Below are 25044 nucleotides of genomic sequence, written 5' to 3' on the forward strand. Positions count from 1 at the left end.
GGGGGTTCGTAGCGCCGCCCCTCCATGCCAGCAAGTGACGTCGTGGACACCCACAGCGGCCGCCCATCTGCCAGAGGCAGCAAGGGCCAGAGGCAGCAAGGGCCAGACGCAGCAAGGGCCGCAGCGGAGCGCGTCGACCGTCTCTCGGCGGCCCTTCCTGGCGGTGGACGAGGCGAACCGACGGGACGACGAGAGGCCGAGACGTAGCCCCTCGCGAAGTACAAAGTTCGTGACTGCGCCACCAGGGATGGTGCTAGCCTCGGTCAAGGTGGATTTGACAAACGCGTCCACCGAGGGGGTCCCATGGGTGACAAATCTCCGAAGGCCAAAGAGCGACAGAAGAAGCAGGACACGGCGGAGAAGAACCAGAAGAAGGCAGCCGCGACCGCCAAAGGGTCGCCTGCTCCGGCCGCGCCCGCCAAGAAGGGCAAGTAGTCGGACCGAAGCACGTCGCGCTCCGCGCGGCTCATCCCCCGCTTCGACAGAGCTCCGTTTCGACAGGACCCACCTTCCACCCGCCGTCGAGAGCGTTCCGGACGCATAGAGGCCGGCCGCGGGCAGCCCCCTGCGTGGCGCTCGACGCCGCCTCCTCCGAGGCTCTTCCGAGGCTCGGCGCGCGTCGATCACCGCCGGGCCGCGCCTCGGCTTGATTTCTTCCGCCGCAGCATCTTCCTGGCACGGCGGCCTCGCGCTAGAGAGGGCCGAGCCGTGCGACCCACCACGCTCCAAGCCGTCGCGCCGCCGCTCGCCGCGCTCGTGATCCTGCTCGCGCTCTGGGAGGTGCTCGCCCGCGCGCTCGGCATCCCTGCCTACCTCCTGCCGCCTCCCTCGGACGTGGCGCGGGCGGGCGCGGGGGACGCCGCCACCCTGCTCGCCGGCGCCGTCACGACGGCGAAGGCCGCTCTCGCGGGCTTCTTCCTGAGCGCCGCCGTCGGCGTGCTCGCCGCCGTAGCGCTCGCCTCGTCGCGCCCGCTCGAGAGGGCGCTCTATCCCTATACCGTCTTCCTGCAGACCGTCCCGATCGTCGCCATCGCCCCGCTGCTCGTGCTCTGGTGCGGCCCCGGCCTGCGCGCGGTCGCGGTCTCGGCGTTCATCGTCTCCGTGTTCCCGGTCATCGCGAACACCCTCACCGGCCTGCGCTCCGTCGAACCCGCGCTGCGCGATCTCTTCCGTCTCTACGGGGCCGGCCGCCTCGCCACGCTCCGCAAGCTCGAGCTGCCCTCGGCGCTCCCCCACCTCGTGACGGGCCTCCGGATCGCGGCGGGCCTCGCCGTCATCGGCGCGATCGTCGGAGAGTTCGTCGCCGGCTTCTCGGAGGACGCCGCTGGGCTGGGCATCCTGGTCCTCTCCGCGTACCGGCAGCTGCGCACCGATCTGCTCTTCGCCGCCGTGCTGCTCGCCTCGGGGCTCGGCCTCGCGCTGTTCGGCGCCGTCGACCTCGCCGGCAGGCGGCTCTTGCGGCGCTGGCATCCTTCGGAGATCAATCGCTGATGCACTCCTCCGACAGCCGCCGGTCGTTCCTCCGACGCCTCGCACGCTTCGCCTCCCTCGCCGCCGTCTCTCTCCTCGCCCCCGCCTGCTCGCGCTCGCAGTCGCCGGAAGGCGACGGGCGCGCGTCGTCCGGTTCCCCTCAGGGAAGCGCGCCGGCCGCGGCTGCCCAGAGCGCGCCTGCCGCGCCTGCCGCGCCTGCCCAGAGCGCGCCGGCCGCCAAGGTGAAGCTCGCCCTCAACTGGGTCCCGGAGCCCGAGTTCGGCGGGTTCTACGCCGCGCGCGAGTCGGGCGCGTTCGCCAAAGAAGGGCTCGATGTCGAGATCCTCGGCGGCGGCGCCGGCGTGCCGGTCGTCCAGATGGTGGCGGGCGGGCAGGTGGATTTCGGCATCTCCGGCGCCGACGAGGTGCTCACGGCCCGCGCCCGCGGCGCGGACGTGCTCCCCCTCTTCGCCGTGTTCCAGACGTCGCCGCAGGCCATCATGACCCACGAGAGCCGCGGCGCGAAGAGCATCGCCGACATCCTCAAGTCGGGCACGCTCGCCATCGAGCCGGGGCTGCCTTACGCCGCGTACCTCAAGAAGAAGTACGGGTTCAACAAGGTGAAGGTCGTGCCGTACGACGGCGGCGTCGCCCGCTTCGTCGCCGACAAGGACTTCTCCCAGCAGTGCTTCATCACCGCCGAGCCGATCGCGGCGAAGCGCAAAGGGAGCGATCCCGCCCCGTTCCTGGTGGCCAGCGAGGGGTTCAACCCGTACGTCGTGGTCGTGATCACGCGCGCGGCGTTGTGGAAGGAGAACCCGGAGCGCGTCCGCGCGTTCGTCCGTGCGACGGGCGAGGGCTGGCGCACGTACCTCCACGATCCGACGCGGTCCAACGAGGTCATGGCCAAGCTCAACACCTCGATGGACGCGGAGACCTTCGTCGCCGCCGCCGAGGCGCAGCGGCCGCTCATCGAGACCCCCGAGACCAAGGAGAAGGGCCTCGGCGTGATGACCCGCGAACGCTGGGAGACGCTCGCGAACCAGCTCGTGGACCTCGGCGTGCTCGAGAAGGCGCCGCCGATCGACGACGTGCTCGTCGCCGCGCGCTGATCGGAACGCTCGGCGGCCCGCGCGCGGCGCGCGGCGAGAGATCTCGGCGCGCGACTTCGTCTAGAATGTCGCACGCCGCCGCGTCCTCATGGCGCCGTCGCGCCTCCTCAACGCAAGGGAAGAACGCCCTCCATGGCTTCCACGCATCGACCTTGGGCCAGCCGGCTCCCGTTCGCCTCGCTGCCCCTCGCGGCGGCGTACGTGCCCGCCGCCGTCGCCATCGCCTTCGCCGCTTGCGGCGACGAGTTCACGGCGCGCCCGCCCGACGCGTCGACGAGCTCGAGCGCCGGCGGCGGGAGCGGCGGGAGCGGCGGGAGCAGCGGGAGCGGCGGCGGGTGTCCTGGAGGCGGGATGGTGTGCGGCGACGCGTGCGTCGACCCGATGACGGACGCGCAGCACTGCGGCGCGTGCGACGTCGCCTGCTCGGCCCTCGGCGGTCAACCGACCTGCCATGACGGCGTCTGCCAGTACCCGGCGTGCGGGGAGAACCTCGGCAACTGCGACAAGAACCCCGAGAACGGCTGCGAAGTGGACCTCCTCACGAGCACCGCGCACTGCGGCAGCTGCGACAAGCCCTGCAGCGGCCAGTGCGTGCAAGGCGCCTGCGTCGTGCCCAGGCACATCGCGGCCGGCGCGGACTACACGTGCGCGGTGCTCAGCGACGGCTCGGTCTGGTGCTGGGGCAGGAACACCTGGGGCAACCTCGGCGACGGCACGCTGCAGCAGGACCGGCCGATCCCCAGGCGGGTCATCGGCCTCAGCGGCGCCGCCAGGGTCACGGCGAGCGTCTCGACGGGGCGCGTGCACACCTGCGCGGTGCTGGCCGACGGCGCGGTGGCGTGCTGGGGCGCGGGCAACAGCGGTCAGCTCGGCGACGGCGAGGCGACGAACTCCCTCTTCCCCGTGCGCGCCAAGGAGCTCGCGGGCGCGACCCAAGTGGCCGTCGGCGGGACCCACACCTGCGCGGTGACGACGACGCACGAGCTCTATTGCTGGGGCGAGGGCAGCTCCGGCCAGCTCGGCTACGGCGACGAGGTCGATCGGCTCGTGCCCACCGTCATGCTGGACGACGTGAGCTCGGTGAGCGCGGGCCTCTCGCACACCTGCGCGGGCATGATCGAGCGGATGGGCGAGCGCAGGATGTACTGCTGGGGCCACAACGAGAGCGGCCAGCTCGGCATCGGCGGCTTCAACCAGAAGAACACCCCGCAGCTCCTCGAGAACCTGACCAGCGTCGCGCTCACGGCCGCGGGCGCCTTGCACACGTGCGCCGCGCCGGCGCTCGGCGCGGCCTCCTGCTGGGGCAAGGGAGCGCAGTACCGCCTCGGGACAGGCCTTGTGAACGACGAGGCGTTGCCCAGGGAGATCCCGGAGCTCGTGGACGTCACCCGGATCTCGCTCGGCGCGAGGCACTCCGGCGCGGTGGTGGCGGGCGGCAAGGTGCTCATGTGGGGCGACAACACGAAGGGGCAGCTCGGCGACGGCACGCAGGATCCAGGGCTCACCCCGCAGCCGATCGGGCTGACCGGCGTGGTCGAGCTGGCCCTCGGCGACGACCATAGCTGCGCGCTCAAGCTCACGGGCGAGATGCTCTGCTGGGGCGACAACAGGAACGGCGAGCTGGGCGACGGGACCGTCGAGCCCCGGCTGGTGCCGACGCGCGTCGCCTGGCCGGCGCAGCCTTAGCTCGACGGCTCGACCGCCGGAGCCGCACGCGCCTGATCCTGCGCAGTCCCGCCGAGCCGCCGAGTTGGCGGCGACGCCCTCGTGCGGCCGTCTCGCGGACGCGGATCGACCGACGCGCGTGCCTCGCGCGTGCCTCGCCTACAGCGCATCGCCCTGCGCGCATCAAGGACCTTCGGCAACTCTCGGCGCATCTCGGCGCATCTCGGCGTAACGCCTGACAACCCGACAACAACGCGCTCCCCCAGTTGCACACATCTGTCACCTCCCGACAGCACCGTGCAGCGCGGGCACAAACGCGCAACTACGCAGACACACACACGAAAAACTGCACCCAGGCGGCGCCGCTCAGCACCTCCCCCATTATTTCAGGAACTGAATAATTTGACTCGACAGCCAATCATCTCACCCTCATATACTCCAGCTATCATGGCCGCGTCGTCAGCCTGACGAAGCCAGGCAATCTGCATTCTGGGTTCTCGACGTGGCCTATTTCGACAACTCCGGTCCTGCAACCATGGACCCCTGGAGGACTTATGCCGCGTTCCATCATAGCAAAATCATCGCGCTCCAACGGAAAATGGTTGGCCTGCGGCGCGATGGCGCTCCTCTCCGCCGTGTCGCCGCTGAGCGCGGGTCCGGTGCTGGCGCAGGGGAACTGCTACGGGGAGACCAGGACGTTCGCGACGGTTCCGGCGGCTCCCGGGTTCCCCGAAGGCATCGCGGTCCATGGGAATCTGGTCTACGTCTCCGGCCCGGCGACGTTCGGCACGGCAGGCCAAGGCCCATCGAAGATCGCCGTGTTCGACAGGGACAGCAAAGTCCAGAAGAGCACGATCACGGTGGCGGGCGAGGCGCTCGGCGACGAGCATGCGCTGAGCTGCATCGCGATCGACGGCGATGGCCGCGTCTACGCGCTCAGCACCCAGCTCGGCCTCCTGCGCTTCACGAAGGCTGGACATAGATATGTCCAGGAGAGCTACGGCGCTCCGCTACCGGATCTGCCGGCGTGCGTGGCGGCCACGCCGGGTGAGGCGTGCTCGCCAACCCCCTTCCCGACGCCGCCGATACCGAACGATATCGCCTTCGACGAGGAGGGTTACGCCTATGTGACCGACTCGCTCCAGGCGACGATCTTCCGCTACCCGCCCGGGGGCGGCGCGCCGGAGATCTGGTTTCAGAGCATGGCCCTCGTCGGCGGCGGCGACCTGCCGATCGGCGTGAACGGGATCCGGCTCGATCCGCGGCGGGAGCACGTCTATTTCTCGGTGACCTTCTCCCTGTCGGATACGAGCCTGGGGGCCATCTACAGGCTCCCCCTCGTCGACGCCCCCGACGCGGACGATCTGGAGCTGGTCCACGCCTACACCGCTGGCGAGGCGCCCGACGGGTTCGCGTTCGGAAGGTCAGGGAAGCTCTATGTCGCGCTCGCGGGGGCCAACGCGATCTCGGTGCTCGACAAGCGCGGGGTCGAGGAGTCGCGCATCGAGAGCTCACCAGGGGACGAGATTCCCCTCGACGCCCCCGCCAACGTGGCCTTCAACGACCCGGCACAGACGCTGCTCATCGTGAATCACGCGAGCTTCACCCGGGACGCCTCGCACTTCGCGGTGCTGAGGACCTGGGTCGGAGACAAGGCCGATCCGCTCGAGAAGCCGCAGCTTCCCTGAGGGTCAGGCGAGCCCACCGCGCCGGCGCACGATCCAGTGCGCGCCGAGCGCCCCGGCCGCCGCCAGCGTCCAGGCCCAGGGAGGCAGGAGCGGCGCGACGTGGCGCTCGGCCGCCACCTGCGTCGCCGCGGGCAGCGACAGCGAGCCGGCGGCCGACGAGAGCACCGACGCGCCCCCCGTCGCCCGGGCGATCTCCTCCAGGCGGGCGACGTCGGGGCGCGGATCGGCCCACTCATCACCGCCGCGCTCGCACGCGAAGTCGCGCCGCGTCGTCGCCCGCTTCTGGTCGCCTCCGTCGCCAGCGGCGCCTTCCGGGACGATCTCCACCGTGGCCGCGTAGCCCCCGGGCTCGAGGCGACCGGCGGCGAGCTCGACCGGCTCGCCCCCCTCGCCGATCTGCGCGGTCAACGTCTTCACGACCGCGCCGCTCCCGAGGCGCGCGATCGTCACCCTGGCCTGGCCGCGCTGCCCCGCGAGGGGGCGCAGCACGAGCGCCGTCTCCTCGCCCGCGAGGCAGCCGCCGCGCGGCTCGATCGCGGCAGGCTCGAAGCGCGGATCGCGCATGAGCCAGCCGAGCAGCGCGTCCCAGAACGCGCCGTGCGCCCGGCCCGCGGAGCTCGAGGCAAACGCGCTGAAGAGCAGGCGGTGGCTGCCGTCGAGCGTCAGCGCGATGGTCCGGCCGCTCTCGTGCTCGCCCAGCGAGAGCACCGGCATCGGCGCGCCCGAAGCCGTCGTGCGGGTCGGGTGCGTCATCAGCACCGTCGCCCCGGGGAGCGGATCGCCGACGACGTTGGTCCCCGGCATCTCCGGCATCTCGTCGCCGATCAGCGCGAGCAGCGGCGCGAGCACCGGCGCCGCGCGGCCCGCGGCGGTGATGCGCGGGACGAAGGCGCCGAGATCCACCGCGGGCGCGCGGCCGATGTCGAGATCCACCGGCAGGACGCGGGCGAGCCGCGTGCGCGCATAGTTGCCCTGCACGAACGCGTTCGGGCCGCCCACCATGATGAGCCCGCCGCCCTTGTCGACGTACTGGGCCAGCGCCGGGAGGTGCTTGGTCAAGCCGTACGGCGCGGCGTCGAAGTCCTGCAGGACGACCGCATCGAAGCTCGAGAGGTGCACGCTGAAGAGCTCGTCGACCGGGAACGGGATCAGCGCGAGCTCGTCCGACGACGCGTTCACCTCGTCGCCGGGCGTGCGCAGGATGAAGAAGGCCACGACGTCGACCGAGGCGTCGGACTTGAGCCACATCCGGAGCGCGCGGACGTCGTACGTCGGCCGGCCCGCCACGTGGAGCACCCGGATGCGATCGCGCGCGACGTCGAGCGTGATGTACCGGACGTCGTTCTCGGGGAGCTCGTCGCCTTCCGGCGACTTGATCGACACCTCCAGGATGCGGGTTCCTGCGCGGTCGAGCGTCACGCCGAGCTCGACGGTGCCGACGCCGCCCTCGACGTGCGCCGTGCCCGTCGCGAGCGTCGTCGGCGCGCCCTGCTCGCGCAGCTCGCGGGCCACGACGGGGACAGCATCGCACGCGAGGCCGCCGCTGCAGCCGATGTCGATGCGGAGCGAGAGCGGCTGGTGGGCGACCGCGGCGCCGGAGGTCCGGACCGCGCGGACGCCGGCGTCGCGCACGGACTCGGTCGCGACCGCGACCGTGTGCACCGGGACGTCGAGCCCCTCCAGCGCGGCCCGCGTCGCCGCGGCGGTGTCCTCGGGGCCCGGGCGGTCGAGCCGGCCATCGGAGACGACGACGAACGCCGACGGCCGCTCGTCGGCGGCGCGGGCGAGCGCCTCGAGCGCGGCGCTGAGGTCCGAGCGGCGCTGCGGCCGGCCCCGCGCCGGCGACGCGGCGGCCGGCGCGGACGCCGCGGCCGGCGCCTCGGCGCCCGCGTCCCTGCCCGGCGCAGGCGCGGCGCCAGCGCTCCCGCCCGGCGCGGGCGCGGCGCCGTCATCGCCTGCCTGCCCGTCGGCCGGCAGCGGCGCCCCTTCGCCGAACAGGTAGCGGGAGAGCCGGACATCGGCGCGCTTCCCGAGCTCCTCGAGCGCCCGCTCGGCGCTCTCACGGCGGGTCCCGCCGATGCCCGGCAGGTCCATGGATCGGGAGCCGTCGACCAGCACCACGACCTTCGGGCCGACGAGGCTCCCGCGCGACGTGACCGCGACCGGGCGGAGGATGGCGGCGAGCAAGCCGAGCACGGCGAGCGCGCCCGTGAGCGCCGTGCCGAGCGCCGCGCGCGCGGGCGCAGCGCCCGCCGCCCCGGCGGCGCTGCCGCGCGCACGGACGAGCTCGAGCACGAGCAGGCCGAAGCTCAGGGCGGCGACGACGCAGGCGACGGCCACGACCGGCGACGAGAGGTCGCCCGAGGGCGCGAAGCTCCGGTTCACGGCCGCTCCGGGAGCAAGGGAAGCGTGGGCTGCGCGCGAAAAGAGCGAGGCCCGCAGGCGGCGCCGGCGAAGGCGAGCGACAGCGCTGGCAGCGAGTCGAGGGCGCGTGACACGCGCGGAGCCTAGTACATCGGAGCGGGCTGTCCCAGCCCGGCGCCGTCGATGCGACATCGCGGGCGACCTCGAACAACCTGCTTGGCCACCTTGAAACGCCGGGCACGCCGCGCGTAGGCTCGAAGCCTTGTCAATGGTGCGCGAAGAGCTGGACGAGGCCGGGCGCCTCAGGGCAGAGAACGCAGAGCTGCGCGCGCGCGTCGAGGCGCTGGAGAAGGCGCTGGCGGAGCGCTCCAACGGCCATGCGCGGAACGGAGCCGCGCCGCCAGAGGCGGCCGCCATGGAGGCCTTCGACGCGCTCGATGGGCTGCCCACGGCGGTGCCTGCGGTGATCCACTGGCGCCAGGATGGCGCGGTGACGCACTGGAACGACAGCGCTGAGCGCCTCTTCGGCTGGAGCGCGAGCGAGGCCATCGGCCGCCCGCTGGCCGACCTCGTGGGCGCAGACCCTGTGTCCGCCGCCGCGACGCGGGCGTTCAGCTTCGACCGGATGGAGAGCCGGTTCGCCGCGACCGCGAGCGAGTGCAGGACGAAGGAAGGGAACGCGCTCCTCTGCCGGTGGACCTACGCCGTGCTGCGCGACGGCCGGGGCGACGCGTACGAGATCGCGGCGCTCGTCGACGACACGGGCGACCGGCAGCGGAGGGAGAAGACGGTGCAGGGGCGGTATCAGCTGCTCCTGCAGCTGGTGGACAACGCGCGCAGCTCCATCTTCGTCAAGGACACCGCGGGGCGCTACGTCCTCGCCAACCGCATGCACGCGCAAATGATGGAGAGGCACGTCCTCGAGCTCATCGGCCGGGACGAGGCCGAGCTAGCCGCCGTGGACCCCGCGGCCACCGCGATGATCGTGGCGAAGGAGCGAGAGGTGCTCACCGGCGGGCAGGTCATGCAGTTCGAGGAGGTGGTGCCGATACACGGCGCCGACCACCATTTCTTCACGGTCAAATTCCCGATCCACGACGAGCGCGGCACGCCGATCGGCATGGGCGGCATCGTGACCGAGATCACGTCGCTGAGGCGCGCGGAGGCGGAGCGGACCGCGCTGCAGGAGCAGATCATCCTCACGCAGCAGGCCGCCCTCCGGGAGCTGTCCACGCCGCTCATCCCGCTCGCCGACCGGGTGGTCGCGATGCCGCTCGTGGGGACGATCGACAGCGGGCGCGCGGAGCAGATCATGGAGACGTTGCTCTCCGGCATCAGCCGCCAGGGCGCGCACACCGCGATCCTGGACATCACCGGCGTGCGCGCTGTCGACACGCACGTCGCGGACGCGCTGACGCGCACCGCGCGCGCCGCCCAGCTGCTCGGCACGCGCGTGGTGCTCACGGGCGTCCGCCCGGAGGTGGCGCAGACGCTGGTCACGCTCGGCGTGGATCTCTCCGGGATCACCACGCTGAGCACGTTGCAGAGCGGCATCGCGCACGCCCTGCGCCACGCCAGGCGGTAGCGGCGCGCCGTCGACCGGCTCGCCCGCGACCACGACACGTCGTGGTCGACATCAATACATCTCATGGAACGAACACGGCTCTTGCAGCCGGCACAATCTACGTCACAAAACGACGCACGCCGGACGAGCGCCCCCGAACACCGCAGCTCCCGGCCGCTCAGCCCTCCTGCGTGAGGTACCGGAGGAGCGCGGCCTCATCGCTCGTGATCAGCCGCTCGATGCCGTCATCCCTCGCGAGGCGCTGGATCTGGAGCGCGCCGACGACGCTCTGCACGAGCACGCCGACCCGCCGGAAGCCCCGCAGCCACTGCGGTCGGACGCGCTTCATCGTCGCCTCGAACGACGGATCGTTCCTGCCGGGGACGGCGCGGACGTCGATGAAGAGGGCGTGATGCGAGCGGCCCAGCCTGTCGAGGACGCCGATGAGCTCGCCCATCACGGCCTCGAGCTCCTCCAGCGAGGCGAACGGCTTGCAGCTGCGGACGGTCCAGATGACGCGCAGGGGCGCGTCGAACAGCACGGTGAAGTGGTCGTCCTGCCAGACCAGCTTCGGCGCAGCGGCGAGACGATCCGGCATCGCCGCGGCTCACGGGCGCGCTGGCGCGGCGCGGGGTCGGTTGTCGTCGACGGCGCGGCGGCGCATCAGGAACGGCGCGTGCACCTGGTCGTCCTTGTAGTTCGAGCAGAGCACGTACATCGCGATGTTCACGGCCAGGCGGAACGCGCGCTCACGCTGCGGCTCGCCCCCGGGCGTGACCTCGACGCTCGGCCCGCCGCCCTCCGAGCGCGCCAGCGCGCCGGCGAGGTCGTGGTCGGAGAAGATCACCTGCGGCATGCCGCCGCGCACGATCGCGGAGAGCTTCGGCGGGCCCTCGACGCGGCCGACGGCGCGCGGGAGGAGATAGAACGAGCGGAAGACGACGTTCTCCGTGCCGATCGGGATCGGAGAGCCCTCCGGCAGGACGCGGGCGAGCTCGCGCCGCGCGGCGCGGCCGAACGCGCCGCTCCCCGGGGCGAAGTCGTCGACGAGGAGCACGCCGCCGAGCGCGAGGAAGCGGCGCAGGCCGAAGACCTCGCGCTCGGTGAGCGGCGGGATGTCGCCGTCGCCGCCCCAGAGCGCGAACGGCTCGGCGAGCAGCGCCGGGTCGTCGGCGCGGACCGTGGTCGGGTTGCGGCGCGCTGGCGCGCTCGTCCGCCGCTCCAGCTCGAACGACCAGCGCGCGGGCGCGGTGGCGCGCACCCCCTCCCATCGCGCGTCGCCCGTCAGCAGCGGCCGCGGGTTCCACGCCCCCTCCTCGCCGAAGGCGCGCACGGGGCGCGGCACCGCGAGCAGGAGCAGCGCGGAGACAACCACCAGCGCCGCGGCCACGAGGCGTCGAGCGCGCGCCGCGGCCACGAGGCCTCGCGGTCGCGCCGCGGCCGCGAGGCGCGGCTCGGGCCGGGCCACCTCGCCGCCCCCATCGCGCGGCCGGCGAGCGCCGAGCCATCCTCTCAATCGAAGTCCTCGACCCGCCATACGCCCGCCTCGCGCCGGAGCTTCACCTCGTGCCCACCCGGGATCTGCACCGTCGCGGAGTCGCCTGCAATCCGTACCTCGAGGCCCTCGGGCTGAGCGAGCCCGTCGACGAGGGAGCGGAGGTCGCTCTCGATGGCGGCGCGCGTGGCCGGCGTGAGGACGCGCAGCAGGCCGGCGTAGCTGCGGCGCGCGAGGACGCGGCGGAGCTGCTCGAGCGCCTGCTCGGGGGTGCGTCCGCCCGCGGGCAGCGCGTCGGCGGCCGAGATCCGGAAGGCGCGCTCGCGGTCGTCGAGCTCGAGCGTCGCGATCTCGCCGTCCGGGTAGCGGACGCGGGCGCGGGTCTTGACGACGACCCCGGGCGCCGTGACGCTCCGCGCCTGCTCCGCGAGCTCGGCGCGCGCCTCGGCGACGCGCCGCCGCACCTCGTCGCGCGACATCGCGGTGCGGCTCTTGTCGCTCAGCATGCCGTAGATGGCGTCGGCGTCGCCGCGCGCCGCGGCGGCTGCGTACGCCTGCACCGTCTCCTTCGGGTCGGGGAGCGAGGACGAGGCGCAGGCCGCCGCCGCGCAGGAGAGCGGCAGCACGAGCGCGAGCAGCGAGGCAGGGGGGCGCGGCACGCGCCGAGCCTAGTACATCGCGGGCGGAGCGTCCCAGCGCCGTGGCGAGCGCGGCGAGCGCGCGGCCCGTCACGACCCCACCGCCGTGGCGGGCCTGGGTGTGGGAAGGCGGGCCCGCCCGCGCCTCGACGACCTCCTCGACGATCCGAACGAAGCTATCGAGAACCTGAAATCCGAGCTCCTCCGAGCGCCCATCGTCATTTTCCGCCGGCCGCTTCGAGCCCCGCCTCGGCCTCCCTCACGTCCTTCTCGAACTCCTTCACGTGCCGCGCTTTCTCTTCGCTCTGCCAATCGGCGTCGGAGAACCGATCCTCTGCGTACTCTTTCGTTTTGTAGAACGCGCCTTCGCGCGCGGCCATCAACTCTCGATCGGGGTCGTGGTCCTCGAGCAACAAAAATCCCTCCACATCGCGCAGCGTGAAGGGCGCCTTTGCCCGCTCATCGAGCACGAGCTTGCCGAAGATGCACATCCTCGCCTCGCTCGGGCCCGCCGCGAGGAGATCGTTGAACTCGAGGTATCCGAATGAATCGCCCTCCGCGTCGTCCACGCGGCTCACGACCACGTATCTACCCGGTTTGTCCACGGCGAGCTCCACGTAAAGACAAACCGAGCCGTCCTCGAGAGCTTCGCGGACCCTCCCCGTGAAACGAGCTGGCGCGGCCGGCGTGTAGATGACGTCGAACCGCGCGCGTCCCTCCTCGCCGTCGATGCGGAGCCTGAGATCCACGCCGATCGGCCCGTGATAGCGCCCCAATCCATGGTCCGCAGGGGCAAACGAGGCGGCCACGGCTGGGTCGCCGGCGAAGGAGACCGGGCTCGTCGGCCATTTGCCGAAATGCGGCGACGACGGCGGCGGACCGGCTTCGGCAGAGAGCACCTCGCAGCGCGCGGGGCCTTCGCTCGTGAGACAGTTCACGGTCAGCCGCGCGGCTTCGTCGCCCACGAGGAAGAGCCGATCTTGCTCCATCGTGACGCGCGCTCTCGTGACCTTCCCGTCCTTTCCCGCGAGAGGATGGGTGGCCTTCGTGACGGAATGAGGCTTTTCGAGGTCGGGTTTCTCCGAGAGCGGGCGCGAGGTCGGCGGATACCGCGTCGCGTGCAGATACCCTTCGAGCGTACGGCGCGCGCGCTCCAGCCGCCGCTCGGCGGTCTCGCGGGCCCCTTGATCATCGGCGTCGCCCGCAGGGGCCGCCACGCCGAGGGGCCTGCCATGTTTGGGATCGAAGACCTGCGGCGAGGGCGACCTCGGTCCCTCGCTTTTCGCAGGCGACGCCGAGCGCAGGGCATCCTCGGACGGTGTATTCTCGCCGTTCGACGAGCGGCCACGGAGGAACAAGAAGAGCGCGACGACAACGAGCGCCGCGGCGAGGGCGAGCCACCGCCGCGGCGTACGGGAGAGCGCCTTGTTTTTGTCTTTCTTCACGCGGGAGCGAATGACGCGGTCCAGCTACAGGGCGTACGCGACGACATCGGAGCGGACCGGGCCCACGATCCCCTCCCAGGCGCCGTTCGAGTAATGGTTGTACGCCTCCGAGGCGTCGACAAAATCTGTGTAATGGTAGGACCACTTGGCTTTCCCATTGCTCGTCGCCGAGGTGCCCGTCGTGAGCGTGCCGTCGCAGAACCAATCCCCGGCGTTGCAGAAGCTGCCCGTCACGGCGACGCCGCCGGTCGAGTGATAGGAGAGGGCCTCGTCGTCTTGACCCGGCAAGATCCCCGAATACAGCGTGCCCTTGGCGCCCGCGAACATGTAGAAGTACCTTCCGCGGGTCTGGTTGTGGTCGTAGAGCGCGCGCATCGTGGCCGTCTTCAGATCGTCCGTGAGCGGATCGCTGACGGCCCAGCTCCCGACGTTCGCGAGCTCGCTGCCGCCGGCGGCGCCGCTCGCGATGTCGACCCATTTGATGTTCCAGCCGACCTGCGTGGCGCCGGTCGCGCCACACGTGCCGTCAGCCGCGGGGATCGCGTCTCTGACGCCGCGCGTGCTGCCGCCGTACATCGCGAGCGCATATCCGATGTGCGCGTTGCCGGCGCTGTGCGCGGCGATGTAGCAAAAGTTCGAGCCGGTGCAGTAGCAATCGAGCGCGTTGCGGATCTTGTCGTTGGTGACGGAGATCTTGCTCTTGCCGTCCCAGTTGACGGCCTTCTTGTTGACGCCGGCCGCCGCCGACGACGATCCCCAGTAGGAGAAATCGTCGTAGTTGCCGGCCGTCGTCGAGCCGCTGGTGTTCCTGCCGTGGATCCACAGGGTGTAGTTGGTCGCCGAGGCCTCGCTCGTGGACAGCAAGGCAGCGGCCGTGACGGGAACGAGCGCGAGGAGATGGAGAGCGCGGGACATGGAAATAAAGGAAAGAGAAGACAGACGTCCCCTGTCAAGCACCATCTCAGCGTCCCGCAGGCCGCGGCGTGAAGGTGGCCCCTTCAATGCACAGATAAGCTATTGAAATAGCGACGCTTTCCAGGAGGACCGGATCGCACGGTCACGCGCCGCTGCGCCGGCGGCCCCGGATCCGCCCTTCTTCCAGCGCGTCGATCCGCCGCAGCGCCGCCTCGGCGCCCCCGCGCCATTCCTCCGCGAGCGATCGCCCGAGGATCATCCGGCAACCAGGCCGCGCGTGCGGCCGCAAAGGCGCACGAGGCCGAGCAAGCCGTCGATGGTCGGCGTGGGCACGCCGGTCAGCTTGCCGATTTCATGCACCACGGTCACCAGCGCGTCGATCTCCAGCGACTTGCCGGCTTCCGCATCCTGCAGCATCGATGTCTTGAACGCGCCGAGCTTGCGCGTGACCTCCATCCGGTCTTCTCCGCTCTGTGCAATCGGGCAGCCGATCCTCTCGCCGATCGCTGCCGCTTCCTGCATCGCACGGAGACAGAAGCCGCGCACGAGCGGATCATCGAGTATCCGATCGCACGTCGCACCGGTGAGCACCGACACCGGGTTCATCGTCATGTTGCCCCACAGCTTGTACCAGATGTCGGTCCGGATGTCGGCGCTGGCCTTGGCCTCGAAGCCGGCGCGCTGCAGCTGCTCGACCAGCGCGCCCGCACGGTCGGAGTGTCCGCCGGCCGGCTCGCCGAGGAGCAGACGGTTGCCGAGGCCCACGCGCACCAGCCCCGGTTCCGGGCTGCAACCCGACAGATGCACGACGCAACCGACCACCTGACGGAGCCGGATAGCGCGCGACACCACGTCGCCCGGGTCGAGCGACTGCAGCCGAGCGCCAGCATACGGCACGTTCTCGGGCGCGAAGAACCACCACGGCACGCCGTTCATCGCGGGGACGACGATCGTGTCCGGGCGGAGCAGCGGCGCGATGCGCGCGGCGACGTCGGTCAGCGCGTTGGCCTTGACCGCGATGATCACGACGTCCTGCGCGCCGAGCACGGCCGGATCCTGCGCAGCGCGGATCGGCACGCTGGTGATTTCTTCCTGGATTTGCAGCAGCAGTCCGCGCTTCTGCACGGCGGCGAGGTTCTCCCCGCGCGCGATGGCGCTGACGTCGCAGCCGGCCATGGCCAGCCGGGCGCCGAGCAATCCGCCAATGGCTCCGAAGCCGTAAACAGCAATTTTCATGATGGCCCCCCATCATACCCTTCGTTCGGCCTCTCATGGCCAGCTGCGGGAAGACGACGGACATCCTCGCGTCGCCGAGCCGCCGGCCTCGGCTCCTCGTCAAGGTCAACCCGACGCGACCCCGGCGGCCACCCCACGCGTCCACCACGCTCGCTCCACGGAAGCTCCTCCCGCTCCTGGAATCGGCGCGGACGTCCTTCCGTTATCCTGAGCGCGTCTCATCGGATCTCCTTCCGCCGCCGGCTCCACGCCGTCATCGCGGGTCCGATCCGATGGGGCGCCTGAGCCCGAGGAGGCGCTGATGAAGGTGAGGATCGTCGTGAGTTACGTCCCCCGCTATCGCCGGGGCCACCGCTTCCACTTCGTCCCGCCGGTCACCGGGATCCACCTCGCGGCGATCACCCCGCCGGAGCACGAGGTCGAGCTCTTCCACGAGCAGGTGCGCCCCGTGCCCGTCGACGCCACGCCGGACGTGGTCGCGCTCTCGTTCTTCTCCGGCTTCGCGCGCCGCGCCTACACGCTCGCCGATCGCTACCGCGCGCTCGGCGTGCGCGTCGTCGCCGGCGGGCCGCACGTCTCGTACTGGATCGAAGAGGCGCTCCAGCACGTGGACGTGGTGGTCACCGGGGAGGCCGAGGCCGTCTGGCCCGCGGTCCTGCGCGATCTCGCGCGCGGCACGCAGCGCCGCGTCTACCACGGCGAACCGGCCTCGCTCGCCGGGCTGCCGACCCCTCGCTACGATCTGCTCGAGAGCCGCTTTCTCGTCCCCCGCGTGCTCCAGGCGACGCGCGGCTGCCCGTTCACGTGCAGCTTCTGCACCGTGCCCGACCTCAACCCCGGCTTCCGCGTGCGCCCCGTCGACGAGGTGATCCGCGACATCGCCACCACGCATTTCCCTCGCTTCTGGCAGGAGAAGGTCGCCTGGTTCTGGGACGACAACCTGCTCGTCCAGCGCCGCTGGGCCAAAGAGCTCCTGCGCGAGCTCGCCGGGCTCGATCGCTGGTGGCTCACGCAGGCCTCCATCGATATCGTCAAGGACCGGGAGCTCCTCGACGCGATGGAGCGGTCCGGCTGTATCGGCATCTTCCTCGGCATCGAGAGCCTCGACGAGGCCGATCTGAAGAGCGTGGACAAGCGCCAGAACCGCGTGCGCGAGTACCGCGAGGCCATCCGCAAGCTGCACGATCGCGGGATCTGCGTGATGGCGGGCTTCATCTCGGGCTTCGACGATCAGACGCCGGAGGTCATCGCCTCCACGGCCGATCGGCTGAACGAGATCGGCGTCGACGTCCCGTTCCTGAGCATCCTCACGCCGTTCCGGGGCACGCCCCTGTACGATGAGCACCGGCGAGACGGGCGGATCCTGGAAGAGCGCGACTGGCCCCATTACAGCGGCTACGGGGTCGCCTTCCGACCGGCGCGCATGTCCCCCGAGCAGCTCCTCGCCGCCCACCGGCAGATGTGGAATCGCGCCTTCGGCCCAGCGGCGGTGATCGAGCGCCTCGCGCGCGGGGCGCGATCGTTGAGCCGCGGCGCCATGATGCTGTCGGCGGCGATGAACGGCTTTTATGGCCTGAAGCAGATCACCGGCAACGAGCCGGCCGCGCCGCCGCTCGATCCACACGATCGGCAAGGGACGATCCGACACCCCGCGCCCGGGGATGCTCCAGCCCGGCTATCGCGCCTCGGCCTGAAGCGGGCGGAGGCCGCCGTCGTTCACCCGGAGGGGTTCATTCACGAAGCAGCAGAGGTGCGACACCACCTCGGCCGATGAGGGACATCGGTCGTGGATCGGTCTCCGGTGATGCGGAAGTTTGTCAAGGGCCCGTCCGGCGTTCCAGCGGCGAGCGGGCAGGCGGCCGCCGCGTCGGTCGCTCCGGGGCAGCTCCCGCGCGAGCCCGCGCGCACCTTCCAGGGCAGCGCCGGGCGCGGCGGTGACTCGGAAGAGGGGGCGGCGGGAGCAGTCCACGACGTGCCCTGGATGCAGCAGGGCCGGGTGGCAAAGGGCACATCGCACCTGCACCGCACAGCTCGCCCGGCAGGGCCGGGCCCCGCAACGTGTTTGCACATCGGCGCGACATCGGCTCTGATGGTCGAAATTCGTCCGAGGTTCTCATGGCCGTGGCACCGCCCCTCGTCCGCGCACGACTCACGATCGATGGACTCAAGACCTCGCTCGAGGTGAAGGAGCTCGCAGGCGCCGAGGCCATATCCGAGCTCTACGCCTTCGACATCACCGTCGAGTGCGCCGACACCAACCTCGACCTCGACGCGCTCGTCGCCGAGTCGGCCGTGCTGACGCTCGATCACGGCGCCAGCGCCCGCCACCTGCACGGGATCGTCAGCCGGCTCGAGCAGGTCCTCACCCTGGAGCACCGCGCCGCCTACCGCGCCACCCTGGTGCCGGAGGTCTGGCTCCTCGACCAGCGGTACGATTGCCGCATCTTCCAGGGCGTCACCACGGCCGAGGTCATCGAGCGCGTGCTCAAGCTCGGCGGCGTCCGGCGCTTCGAGATGGTGCTCCAGCGCAGCTACGAGGCGCGCGACGTCTGCGTCCAATACCGTGAATCGGACTGGGCCTTCCTCAGCCGCCTCATGGAGGAAGAAGGCATCTTCTATTATTTCGAGCACACGGACGCCGGCGCGACCCTGATGATCTCCGACACGGCGCAGGTCCACGCGCCGATCTCCCCCAAGGAGCTCCGGTATCGGGCGGTGACGGGGGCGCTCCACACCGGAGAAGGCATCGATTCGTTCCGCTTCGCGCAGCGGGTCCGGCCGGGGAAGGTCACGACGCGCGACGTGCCGTTCGAGAACCCCGCGTCGGTCGTGGACACGGCGGCCGAGAAGGGACGCCACACGGATCTCGCCGTGTTCGCGTACCCGGCCAGCCCCGCGGCGGAGATCCGCCTCGACGCGCTCCAGGCGACCGCCTCCGTGGGCCAGGGCGAGGCGTGCACCGTGCGGCTCGCGCCCGGCGCGCGCTTCCGGATCGAGGACCACCCGAGGGAGAGCTTCAACGCGGAGTACCTCGTCACCCGGCTCCAGCACGCTGCCCGGCTCGACAGCAAGGAGGGGTATCGCTGCACCTTCGAGTGCGTCCCGGCCGGCGTCGCCTTCCGGCCCCCGTGCAGGACGCAGAAGCCGCGCATCGCCGGCCCGCAGGCCGCGACCGTCGTCGGGACGCAGGGGGCCGAGATCGAGACGGACAGCGACGGGCGCGTGAGGGTCAGGCTGCACTGGGATCGCAACGGCAACGCCTCGGACAACGCGTGCTGGGTCCACGTCGCCCAGATGGCGTCAGGGGCCGGTTACGGGGCGATGCACATCCCGCGCGTCGGGAGCGCGGTGCTCGTCGAGTTCCTCGACGGCGATCCGGACCGGCCTATCGTGACCGGGCGGGTGTACACGGTCGTGAGCCCCTACCCCTACGCGCTCCCCGCCGAGAAGACAAAATCGACCTTGCGGACCCGGACCACCCCGGGCGGCGGCGGGTACAACGAGCTCCGCTTCGAGGACCAGTCGGGCCGGGAAGAGGTCTACCTCCGCGCCCAGCGCGACCTCAAGGTCGACGCCCTGAACGACGCGCGCCACACCGTCGGAGGCGACGATGCGCTCGCGGTGACGGGCGACCACACGAAGACCATCGGCGGCGCGGAGACGGTGACGATCGCGGGCGCGCGCGCCGTGACCGTGGGCGCGGCCGAGACCAGGACGGTGGCCGCGGATCAGACCACCTCGGTTGGCGCCGACAGCTGGCTCTCGGTCGCGGGCGATCACACGGCGAGCGTCTTCGGGGACCGCCGCGACGTCGTCGCCGGGGACCGCAGCGCGTGCGTCGGCGGGGACGAGTCGGTCATGGTGAGCGGCGATCGGACGGTCACCGTCACCGGTGCGCACGCGATCTCGTCGCTGGACGACGAGTCGAGGCGCGTGGCGGGCAACCTCACCCTCTCGGTCGGCGGCACGATGCAGCAGGTCGTCGACGGGCACTGCACGCTCAGCGCGAGCTCGCTCGAGTGGGCGGTGACCGACGGCGCGCTGGAGATGACGTGCGCCGGAGAGGTGCGCGTCGAGTCCGAGCAGGAGGTCCAGATCGGCGGACCCGACCTCGCTCTGTTCGCCGACTCGACGATCCGGATCCGGGCCCAGAAGAAGATCGTCCTCGAGATCGGCAATGCGACCGACGCCGAGGGCAAGTCCGCGAAGATCGAGATCACCTCGGACGGGATCTACGTGACCAACGGGAGCGCCACGGAGAAGCTCGACGGCGGCACCGTGCGCCTGAACTGCTGAGCGCGGCGCCGCGGCGGAGAGGGCTCGATCCGTGAAGCTTCGCAACGAGACAAGGCACCCGGCGCTGCTCCTCAGGACGGCGTCGGCGCGCAGCGACGACCACATGCTGGGCTGCGCGATCGCGCGGCCCACGTTCCGTGTCGCCGGCGGCGCGCTCGTCGCCACGCCCGACGAGCCGTGGCCGATCTCGAGCGAGCCAGTCGCGACGGCGCTCGGCAAGATGCCCGGGGACAAGCCGTTCTACATGGGCGGGATCGACGTGCTGCTCGGCGGGAAGGTGCGCCAGCCCGGCGGCGCGGCGGGGCCGCGCCTCGACGTCGAGCTCGAGGTAGGGCGGACCTTCCGGCGGCGGATCGCCGTCTTCGGCGACCGCTCGTGGGTGCCTGGGCCCGGCGGCGCCCTGGTCCCGAGCGAGCCCGAGCCGTTCGTCTCGATGGAGCTCGACTACGGGCGCGCCTTCGGCGGGACCTGCCCTACAGACTACGGGCTCGACATGCCCTTCACGCCCAACCCGGCGGGGCGGGGGTTCTACCTCGACGCGAAGAGCGCGCTCGGGAAGCCGCTGCCCAACCTCGAGGACCCGAACCGGCTGCTCCGCTCGTTCGGCGACTCCCCCGATCCCGTCGGCCTGGGCTATTACCCGGGCGAGGGCGCGCTCCGCGTGAAGGCCGCGACGAGCGCCGCCGTGCCGGAGCCGAGCCGGCTCACGCCGGACAGGGCGCCCGAATTCAAGGTGGGGCACAGGGACATCCTCCCCACGTTCTTCAACATGGGGCACCCGGGCATGATGATCGAGGCAGGCGGCGAGCCGAGGCCGGGCGACGGGATCCGGCTAACGCACGGCCTGCGCGGCGGGGACCTCGCCTTCGCGATGCCCGACCTGCGGATGCACATCCATGTGCAGCTCGAGGAGCGGGAGTATGTCTTTCCCATGCACGTCGATCAGATAGGGATCGTCGCGGGGGAAGGGCGGGTGTTCTTCTCGCTCCGCTGCGTGTTCGAGTACCACGTCCGCAAGGAGGAGCGGCGCACCGCGACGCTGTACGGCGGGCCGGCGCCGGCGGTGATCCCGGCGAGTTACCGGGACGCGCACGGCCGGTGAGGCCGGCGCGCGCTCCCCTGCCGCTCAGGACGCCGAACAGGCTGAAAGTCCTCTAAATTCAATGGGTTGCGAAACCCAATGTTCCGCCGGGGAGTAAACTCCAAGAGCAAGGGAATGCGGGAAAGAGAACAACCGCAAGGGCGCAAGGGGCGCAAGAGATGAGAGATGAGAGATCAGAGAGTTTCCTGTCTTCCCCTTGCGCCCCTTGCGCCCTTGCGGTTGTTCTTCTCTTCCTTTGATATCCCCGAGACTCCACTGTAATCGGTGTTCTAGCGCTCTCCGGCGCTGTGGGCCACGTCGATGCCTCGCAGCGCCTTCTGCGCGATGCTCAGGAAATCGGTCTCGGTGATGATCCCGATGAGCTGCTCCTCGTCGCCGACCACGGGCAGACAGCCGATCTTGTGATCGAGGAGCATCTGGGCCGCATCGGCGGCCAGGGTCGTCGATCGCACGGTGCGGACACGCCGGGTCATGATCGACTCGATCGGGATGGGCTCGCCGTCGAGGCGGCTCACGTGGCGGAGCAAATCGCGATCGGAGACGATCCCGACGACGTGCCCCTTCGCGTCGACGACCGGAATATGCCGGATCTCCGCGAGCTTCATCTCGAGGTTTGCGGAGCTGATCGTGTCGGCCTCCTTCAGCGTGATGACCGCGGTGCTCATGTAATCCTCGACCCTGCGATTCTTCTTGAGCTTCATCGAACAGACTCCTTGCGCTCTCGGCAAGCATGAGTACGCCTGCCGTCGTTGCGAGCTCCGCTCCCTGCGCCCGCTCGACGGAGCATGCAAGAGGCCGACCAGCGCGCGCCCGCGCCCCGAAGCCGCTGCGCCGCTGCGCCACCGGGGCGCTCGCGCAAGGCCTGCGGACGCGGTGAAATTGCTGCGCGTCACGCGTGGTCCGAGCCACAAACGCCGCGCCCGCCTCGCTGCGTCCGACTGGCTCGCTCCGTCCGACTGGCTCGCTTCGTCCGACTGGCTCGCTCCGTCCGACTGGCTCGCTTCGTCCGACTGGCTCGGGTGCTCTTCCGCGAGCGCGCCGAGGATCGAGCGGCCCAGGGGCGCGATCCGCGAGCAGTCGCCGGAGGTGGGCGTCTTCGCGTCCCTGGGTGCGCAGCTCGCGCTCGGCCCCGGCTTTCTGCTCGTCGAGCTCCTCTTCGGGTGGGGGCCGCTCGCTCACGTGGCGACGGGCGCGTGCGCGAGGAGCGGGAGCGGATCGAGCCCCGGCAGCTCTGGGAAGTAGGACGCGCCGCGCCCCACGACGAGGAGCTTGAAGACCGAGTTCCCCACGAACTCGGCGAACGGGCGCTGATCGGTGGACGCGAGGACCCGAGGGAGCTCGCGGCCGGCGATCGCGCGTTCAGGACCAAAGTAGACGTGCTCGAGCCCGGCCTCGCGAGCCGCCAGCGAGAGATCGGTGAAGTTGACGTCGGCGGTCAGGTCCTGCGCGCCCGGACGCGAGTAGGGGTAATTGGGGCGCGGGAGATAGCTCCCTTCATCGCAGTAGATCCGAAAAGGAAACTGGCCCTGCCTGGCCCCTTGGATCAGGCCCCAGGTCGTGTCGCCGTAGTCGATGGTGAGGACTTGGCCCAGGCGCAGGACCGTGGCGAGCTCGCCGATGAAGCGGGTCGCGTGCACGTTCACATAGGCGATGACCCCGGACGGCTCGGCCGCCAAAGCTCGAGCGACCTCGGACGCGCCGCGCCGCAGGACCTCCGCGAGCGAGTCGAAGCAGGCGGCCGGAACGAGCACCTCGTCGAACCAGACTTTGTCGACAAGCGGCTCGCGCTGGCCCGCGGGGAGCTGGTAGAGGGCGGTCATCAGATCTCCCAGACAGCCCCGACCGAGCAGGAGATCACCCCGGTAGCGGGTCTCGCCGAGGAGCTGACGAAGGTGCGCGTCGGCCCGGCGGCAGGCGTCTCGGAGCTCCGGGCGGAGCGCTTCGAGGAGCTGTGGCTCGATGCGCGGAACGACGAGGACCGCCTCGGCGTCCCCGTCGGCCGAGAGACGGACCTTCTGGACCCCGAAGGCGTCCGGCAGCTCGTTGGTGACGACGAGCCCCACGAGCCCCTCGGGGAAGTCGCGGCGCAGGCAGGCTGCTGGTGCTCGCGCGTCTCCCACGAGCACGCGGGCGTCGGCGCCGAGCAGAGCCTGCTGCTTCGTGCGCAGGGAATCCGAGATCTCGTAGATGCGAACGTCGAGGAGCTCACGGAAGCGACGCCAGTCGTCGCTCGATCCGCTCAGGGTCCGAACCGCGTCCAGGACGTCGCGGGCGAGGCGCCCGTTGCCCGCGCCGAACTCGACGAGCGAAAACGGCTCCTCCCGCCGCAGCTTGCCGCTCGCCCGAAGCTCTCTCCACACCTCGAAGGCCCAGAGGGCCACCCAGCGGCCATAGTGCGGCGTCAGGTTCTCGGGATGGGTCGAGAAGTGACCTGCTTGTCCGATGACGACGCGGTTGGCGTAGTAACCCCAGCGCGGGTCGTGGAGGGCGTCGTCCATGAAGGCCTCGAAGCTGGGCAGGAGCGTCACGGCCGTGGCGAGGGCGTCGGGTGCGAGGCGCCGTCCGCCGAAGAGCTCCGGGTTGGCCAGCTCGCGGACGGGGCGAGCGCGGGACCAGCGATCCAGAGCGGCGAGCGTGCCCTCCTCCTCGGCGGGCGCGACGCCTGGACACAGAAGCCGGCTCGGTGGCAAGACTGCAATGCTCGGCAGGCGCTCTTCGAGCTCTGCGCGACTCCGGTATGGCCAGCCCTTAAACCAGGTGTCGGCGGCCGACGCGCACGCATCGGCCCTGAGGCCAGAGCTCTCGAGCAGGTCGAGCACCTCCCTGCGATCGACGTCGTTGACCGATGGCGCCGTGTCGGCGTCCGCAGGATCCAGAACGCCGACCACCCCGAGCAAGCGCTCGATGAGGGTGCTGAGCGGCGCTGCCGCTTTCTCTCCGCGCTCGAGCCGCAATCGGTCGCGGCGTTGTCTCAGCTCGACCAGGTTCCACCAGGGGCGCCGTGGGTCATCGGACTCCAAGGGTGGTGCGGAAAGGGGATCGCAATGGCGCTCGACCCAAGGGCGATAGGCTCTGCCTTCTCGAGAACGCGCGAAGGAATCGAGGAGCGCCCGAGCCTGCGCGACGCCGCGCGCCGGATCCTCGCCGAGGTCCAAGGAGCGCAGGCTCCTGCCCCGCGTGAAGCCGGCGAACGCCGCCTCGGGATCGGTGAGCGGAACGGGGAGCCCGAGCAGGTCGCCATCGACCTCCCAGTCCTCGTACGCCATGAGCTGCATGAGATAGAGCAAGAACCGCTCGGGGCCGACTCCGCTCTCCAGGGCGCGCGCCGCCGTCCAGCGGAGCGCGAAGCTGCCGTCGCGCTCCCGTTTCACCAGGAAGTCGCCGTCGTTGATCAGGACGTCGGCGATCATCGTCCCGCTCTCGAGGTCATAGTGGTAAGCCATGGCCGCGCAGAGCTCGACGAGGATCTCTCGGGTCGAGCGTGCCCCGAGGCTGATCCCCCAGGCACCGTCCTCGTCGACGACGTCGACGCGCGCGCGACCCAGACCGAAGGTCACGGGGAGATAGCCGCTCGGCAGCCGAAAGCAGGCCCCCGCTCCGCCGCCCCGGGCTTCGACGAGCTGGCCGGGAGCCAGGAGGTAGCGATCCAATCGGCGCTCGGTGAAGTGGCGCGCGTGCTCGAAGCAGCGCTCAGGCACGCGCGCCTTGCTGCGTCCGCCGACGCCCGCTTCGTCGAGGCCGAGCGGCAGGACCAGGAGGAAGGGGCCGCGCCGGTCCCGGCCGCGGACGTTCCAGGACAGCACACCGAGGTTCCCCTCCTCCACCGAGAAGTCTCCGAGCACCGAAGTCAGCGCGTCGATCTGCTCCTGCAGCTGGTCGACACCGACGCGCGTCGAGAAGGGCCCGGTGTAGAGACGAGACGGATCGGGGGTGATGAGGTTATCCCGCGACCAGCGGCTCGAGAGGAGGGCCGAGGGAACCAGGGGCACGCGCCCTTCGCCGGGTTGAGCCACGGAGGCGAGTCTACTGAGATCGTCCGGCGCGGGCGAGCCCC

Annotated in this window: 19 protein-coding genes; 10 read left to right on the plus strand and 9 right to left on the minus strand. The window is 71.0% G+C overall.

Features of this window, described 5'->3' with window-relative positions:
* Positions 1–303 precede the first annotated feature (303 nt).
* The 5 genes from WME90_RS29255 to WME90_RS29275 all read left to right on the plus strand — a co-directional run bounded on the left by WME90_RS29255 (position 304) and on the right by WME90_RS29275 (position 5935).
* Positions 304–435 (plus strand): hypothetical protein, encoded by a 132-nt coding sequence (locus WME90_RS29255; RefSeq protein WP_437275306.1) that lies wholly within the window; start codon positions 304–306, stop codon positions 433–435.
* A 273-nt stretch (positions 436–708) separates the two neighbouring features.
* Complete coding sequence (locus WME90_RS29260; protein ID WP_437275307.1) at positions 709–1491, plus strand: ABC transporter permease; 783 nt, start codon at positions 709–711, stop codon at positions 1489–1491.
* A complete protein-coding gene (locus tag WME90_RS29265) occupies positions 1491–2582 on the plus strand; it encodes an ABC transporter substrate-binding protein (protein WP_437275308.1) in 1092 nt (363 codons plus the stop codon). Before WME90_RS29260 ends, WME90_RS29265 begins: the two co-directional genes overlap by 1 nt.
* Positions 2583–2714: 132 nt before the next feature.
* Positions 2715–4268, plus strand: a complete 1554-nt coding sequence (locus WME90_RS29270) for a hypothetical protein (RefSeq protein WP_437275309.1) — start codon at positions 2715–2717, stop codon at positions 4266–4268.
* A 596-nt stretch (positions 4269–4864) separates the two neighbouring features.
* Positions 4865–5935: an SMP-30/gluconolactonase/LRE family protein gene (locus WME90_RS29275; protein WP_437275310.1), complete on the plus strand. Its 1071-nt coding sequence runs from the start codon at positions 4865–4867 to the stop codon at positions 5933–5935.
* 3 nt (positions 5936–5938) lie between these two features.
* On the opposite strand, the gene WME90_RS29280 is transcribed toward WME90_RS29275, so the two are convergent.
* A complete protein-coding gene (locus WME90_RS29280) occupies positions 5939–8320 on the minus strand; it encodes a glutamine amidotransferase (protein WP_437275311.1) in 2382 nt (793 codons plus the stop codon).
* Between the two features lie 247 nt (positions 8321–8567).
* Here WME90_RS29280 and WME90_RS29285 point away from each other — a divergent pair, with 247 nt between their 5' ends.
* Positions 8568–9884 carry a PAS domain-containing protein gene (locus WME90_RS29285; protein ID WP_437283678.1) on the plus strand — a complete coding sequence of 439 codons (1317 nt, stop codon included), beginning with the start codon at positions 8568–8570 and terminating at the stop codon, positions 9882–9884.
* A gap of 157 nt (positions 9885–10041) precedes the next feature.
* Here the strand turns inward: WME90_RS29285 and WME90_RS29290 are convergent, their stop codons facing one another.
* The 6 genes from WME90_RS29290 to WME90_RS29315 all read right to left on the minus strand — a co-directional run bounded on the left by WME90_RS29290 (position 10042) and on the right by WME90_RS29315 (position 15592).
* A complete protein-coding gene (locus tag WME90_RS29290) occupies positions 10042–10461 on the minus strand; it encodes a hypothetical protein (RefSeq protein WP_437275312.1) in 420 nt (139 codons plus the stop codon).
* A 9-nt stretch (positions 10462–10470) separates the two neighbouring features.
* A complete protein-coding gene (locus tag WME90_RS29295) occupies positions 10471–11379 on the minus strand; it encodes a DUF4159 domain-containing protein (RefSeq protein ID WP_437275313.1) in 909 nt (302 codons plus the stop codon).
* Entirely contained in the window at positions 11376–12017 is a 642-nt protein-coding gene (locus WME90_RS29300; protein WP_437275314.1) for a hypothetical protein, read from the minus strand. The genes WME90_RS29295 and WME90_RS29300 overlap by 4 nt, the downstream gene beginning before the upstream one ends.
* Positions 12018–12214: 197 nt before the next feature.
* Positions 12215–13441 carry a hypothetical protein gene (locus tag WME90_RS29305; protein WP_437275315.1) on the minus strand — a complete coding sequence of 409 codons (1227 nt, stop codon included), beginning with the start codon at positions 13439–13441 and terminating at the stop codon, positions 12215–12217.
* Between the two features lie 24 nt (positions 13442–13465).
* Entirely contained in the window at positions 13466–14356 is an 891-nt protein-coding gene (locus WME90_RS29310) for a hypothetical protein (RefSeq protein WP_437275316.1), read from the minus strand.
* Positions 14357–14611: 255 nt separating this feature from the next.
* Positions 14612–15592: a 2-dehydropantoate 2-reductase gene (locus WME90_RS29315; RefSeq protein ID WP_437275317.1), complete on the minus strand. Its 981-nt coding sequence runs from the start codon at positions 15590–15592 to the stop codon at positions 14612–14614.
* Positions 15593–15893: 301 nt separating this feature from the next.
* Between WME90_RS29315 and WME90_RS29320 the strand changes: the two genes are divergently transcribed.
* The 3 genes from WME90_RS29320 (at position 15894) to WME90_RS29330 (ending at position 20990) form a co-directional block, all read left to right on the plus strand.
* A complete protein-coding gene (locus tag WME90_RS29320; RefSeq protein ID WP_437275318.1) occupies positions 15894–17366 on the plus strand; it encodes a B12-binding domain-containing radical SAM protein in 1473 nt (490 codons plus the stop codon).
* Positions 17367–17713: 347 nt separating this feature from the next.
* A complete protein-coding gene (locus WME90_RS29325; RefSeq protein WP_437275319.1) occupies positions 17714–19888 on the plus strand; it encodes a type VI secretion system Vgr family protein in 2175 nt (724 codons plus the stop codon).
* A 31-nt stretch (positions 19889–19919) separates the two neighbouring features.
* Positions 19920–20990: a DUF2169 domain-containing protein gene (locus tag WME90_RS29330; protein WP_437275320.1), complete on the plus strand. Its 1071-nt coding sequence runs from the start codon at positions 19920–19922 to the stop codon at positions 20988–20990.
* A gap of 269 nt (positions 20991–21259) precedes the next feature.
* On the opposite strand, the gene WME90_RS29335 is transcribed toward WME90_RS29330, so the two are convergent.
* A complete protein-coding gene (locus WME90_RS29335) occupies positions 21260–21691 on the minus strand; it encodes a CBS domain-containing protein (protein ID WP_437275321.1) in 432 nt (143 codons plus the stop codon).
* A gap of 172 nt (positions 21692–21863) precedes the next feature.
* Between WME90_RS29335 and WME90_RS29340 the strand changes: the two genes are divergently transcribed.
* Positions 21864–22232 (plus strand): hypothetical protein, encoded by a 369-nt coding sequence (locus WME90_RS29340; protein ID WP_437275322.1) that lies wholly within the window; start codon positions 21864–21866, stop codon positions 22230–22232.
* Here the strand turns inward: WME90_RS29340 and WME90_RS29345 are convergent.
* A complete protein-coding gene (locus WME90_RS29345) occupies positions 22166–25003 on the minus strand; it encodes an SAM-dependent methyltransferase (protein WP_437275323.1) in 2838 nt (945 codons plus the stop codon). The two genes, WME90_RS29340 and WME90_RS29345, sit on opposite strands and share 67 nt — an antisense overlap.
* Between the last annotated feature and the right edge of the window lie 41 nt (positions 25004–25044).

It is taken from the genome of Sorangium sp. So ce375, from assembly GCF_051473855.1.
Taxonomy (GTDB): domain Bacteria; phylum Myxococcota_A; class Polyangia; order Polyangiales; family Polyangiaceae; genus Sorangium.

What these genes read in the sequence shown, in the direction of transcription:
- WME90_RS29315 (WP_437275317.1), bottom strand. Translation starts at nt 15,592, where the DNA reads ATGAAAATTGCTGTTTACGGCTTCGGAGCCATTGGCGGATTGCTCGGC.
- WME90_RS29270 (WP_437275309.1), top strand. Translation starts at nt 2,715, where the DNA reads ATGGCTTCCACGCATCGACCTTGGGCCAGCCGGCTCCCGTTCGCCTCG.
- WME90_RS29265 (WP_437275308.1), top strand. Translation starts at nt 1,491, where the DNA reads ATGCACTCCTCCGACAGCCGCCGGTCGTTCCTCCGACGCCTCGCACGC.
- WME90_RS29255 (WP_437275306.1), top strand. Translation starts at nt 304, where the DNA reads ATGGGTGACAAATCTCCGAAGGCCAAAGAGCGACAGAAGAAGCAGGAC.
- WME90_RS29290 (WP_437275312.1), bottom strand. Translation starts at nt 10,461, where the DNA reads ATGCCGGATCGTCTCGCCGCTGCGCCGAAGCTGGTCTGGCAGGACGAC.
- WME90_RS29320 (WP_437275318.1), top strand. Translation starts at nt 15,894, where the DNA reads ATGAAGGTGAGGATCGTCGTGAGTTACGTCCCCCGCTATCGCCGGGGC.
- WME90_RS29335 (WP_437275321.1), bottom strand. Translation starts at nt 21,691, where the DNA reads ATGAAGCTCAAGAAGAATCGCAGGGTCGAGGATTACATGAGCACCGCG.
- WME90_RS29275 (WP_437275310.1), top strand. Translation starts at nt 4,865, where the DNA reads ATGGCGCTCCTCTCCGCCGTGTCGCCGCTGAGCGCGGGTCCGGTGCTG.
- WME90_RS29310 (WP_437275316.1), bottom strand. Translation starts at nt 14,356, where the DNA reads ATGTCCCGCGCTCTCCATCTCCTCGCGCTCGTTCCCGTCACGGCCGCT.
- WME90_RS29285 (WP_437283678.1), top strand. Translation starts at nt 8,568, where the DNA reads ATGGTGCGCGAAGAGCTGGACGAGGCCGGGCGCCTCAGGGCAGAGAAC.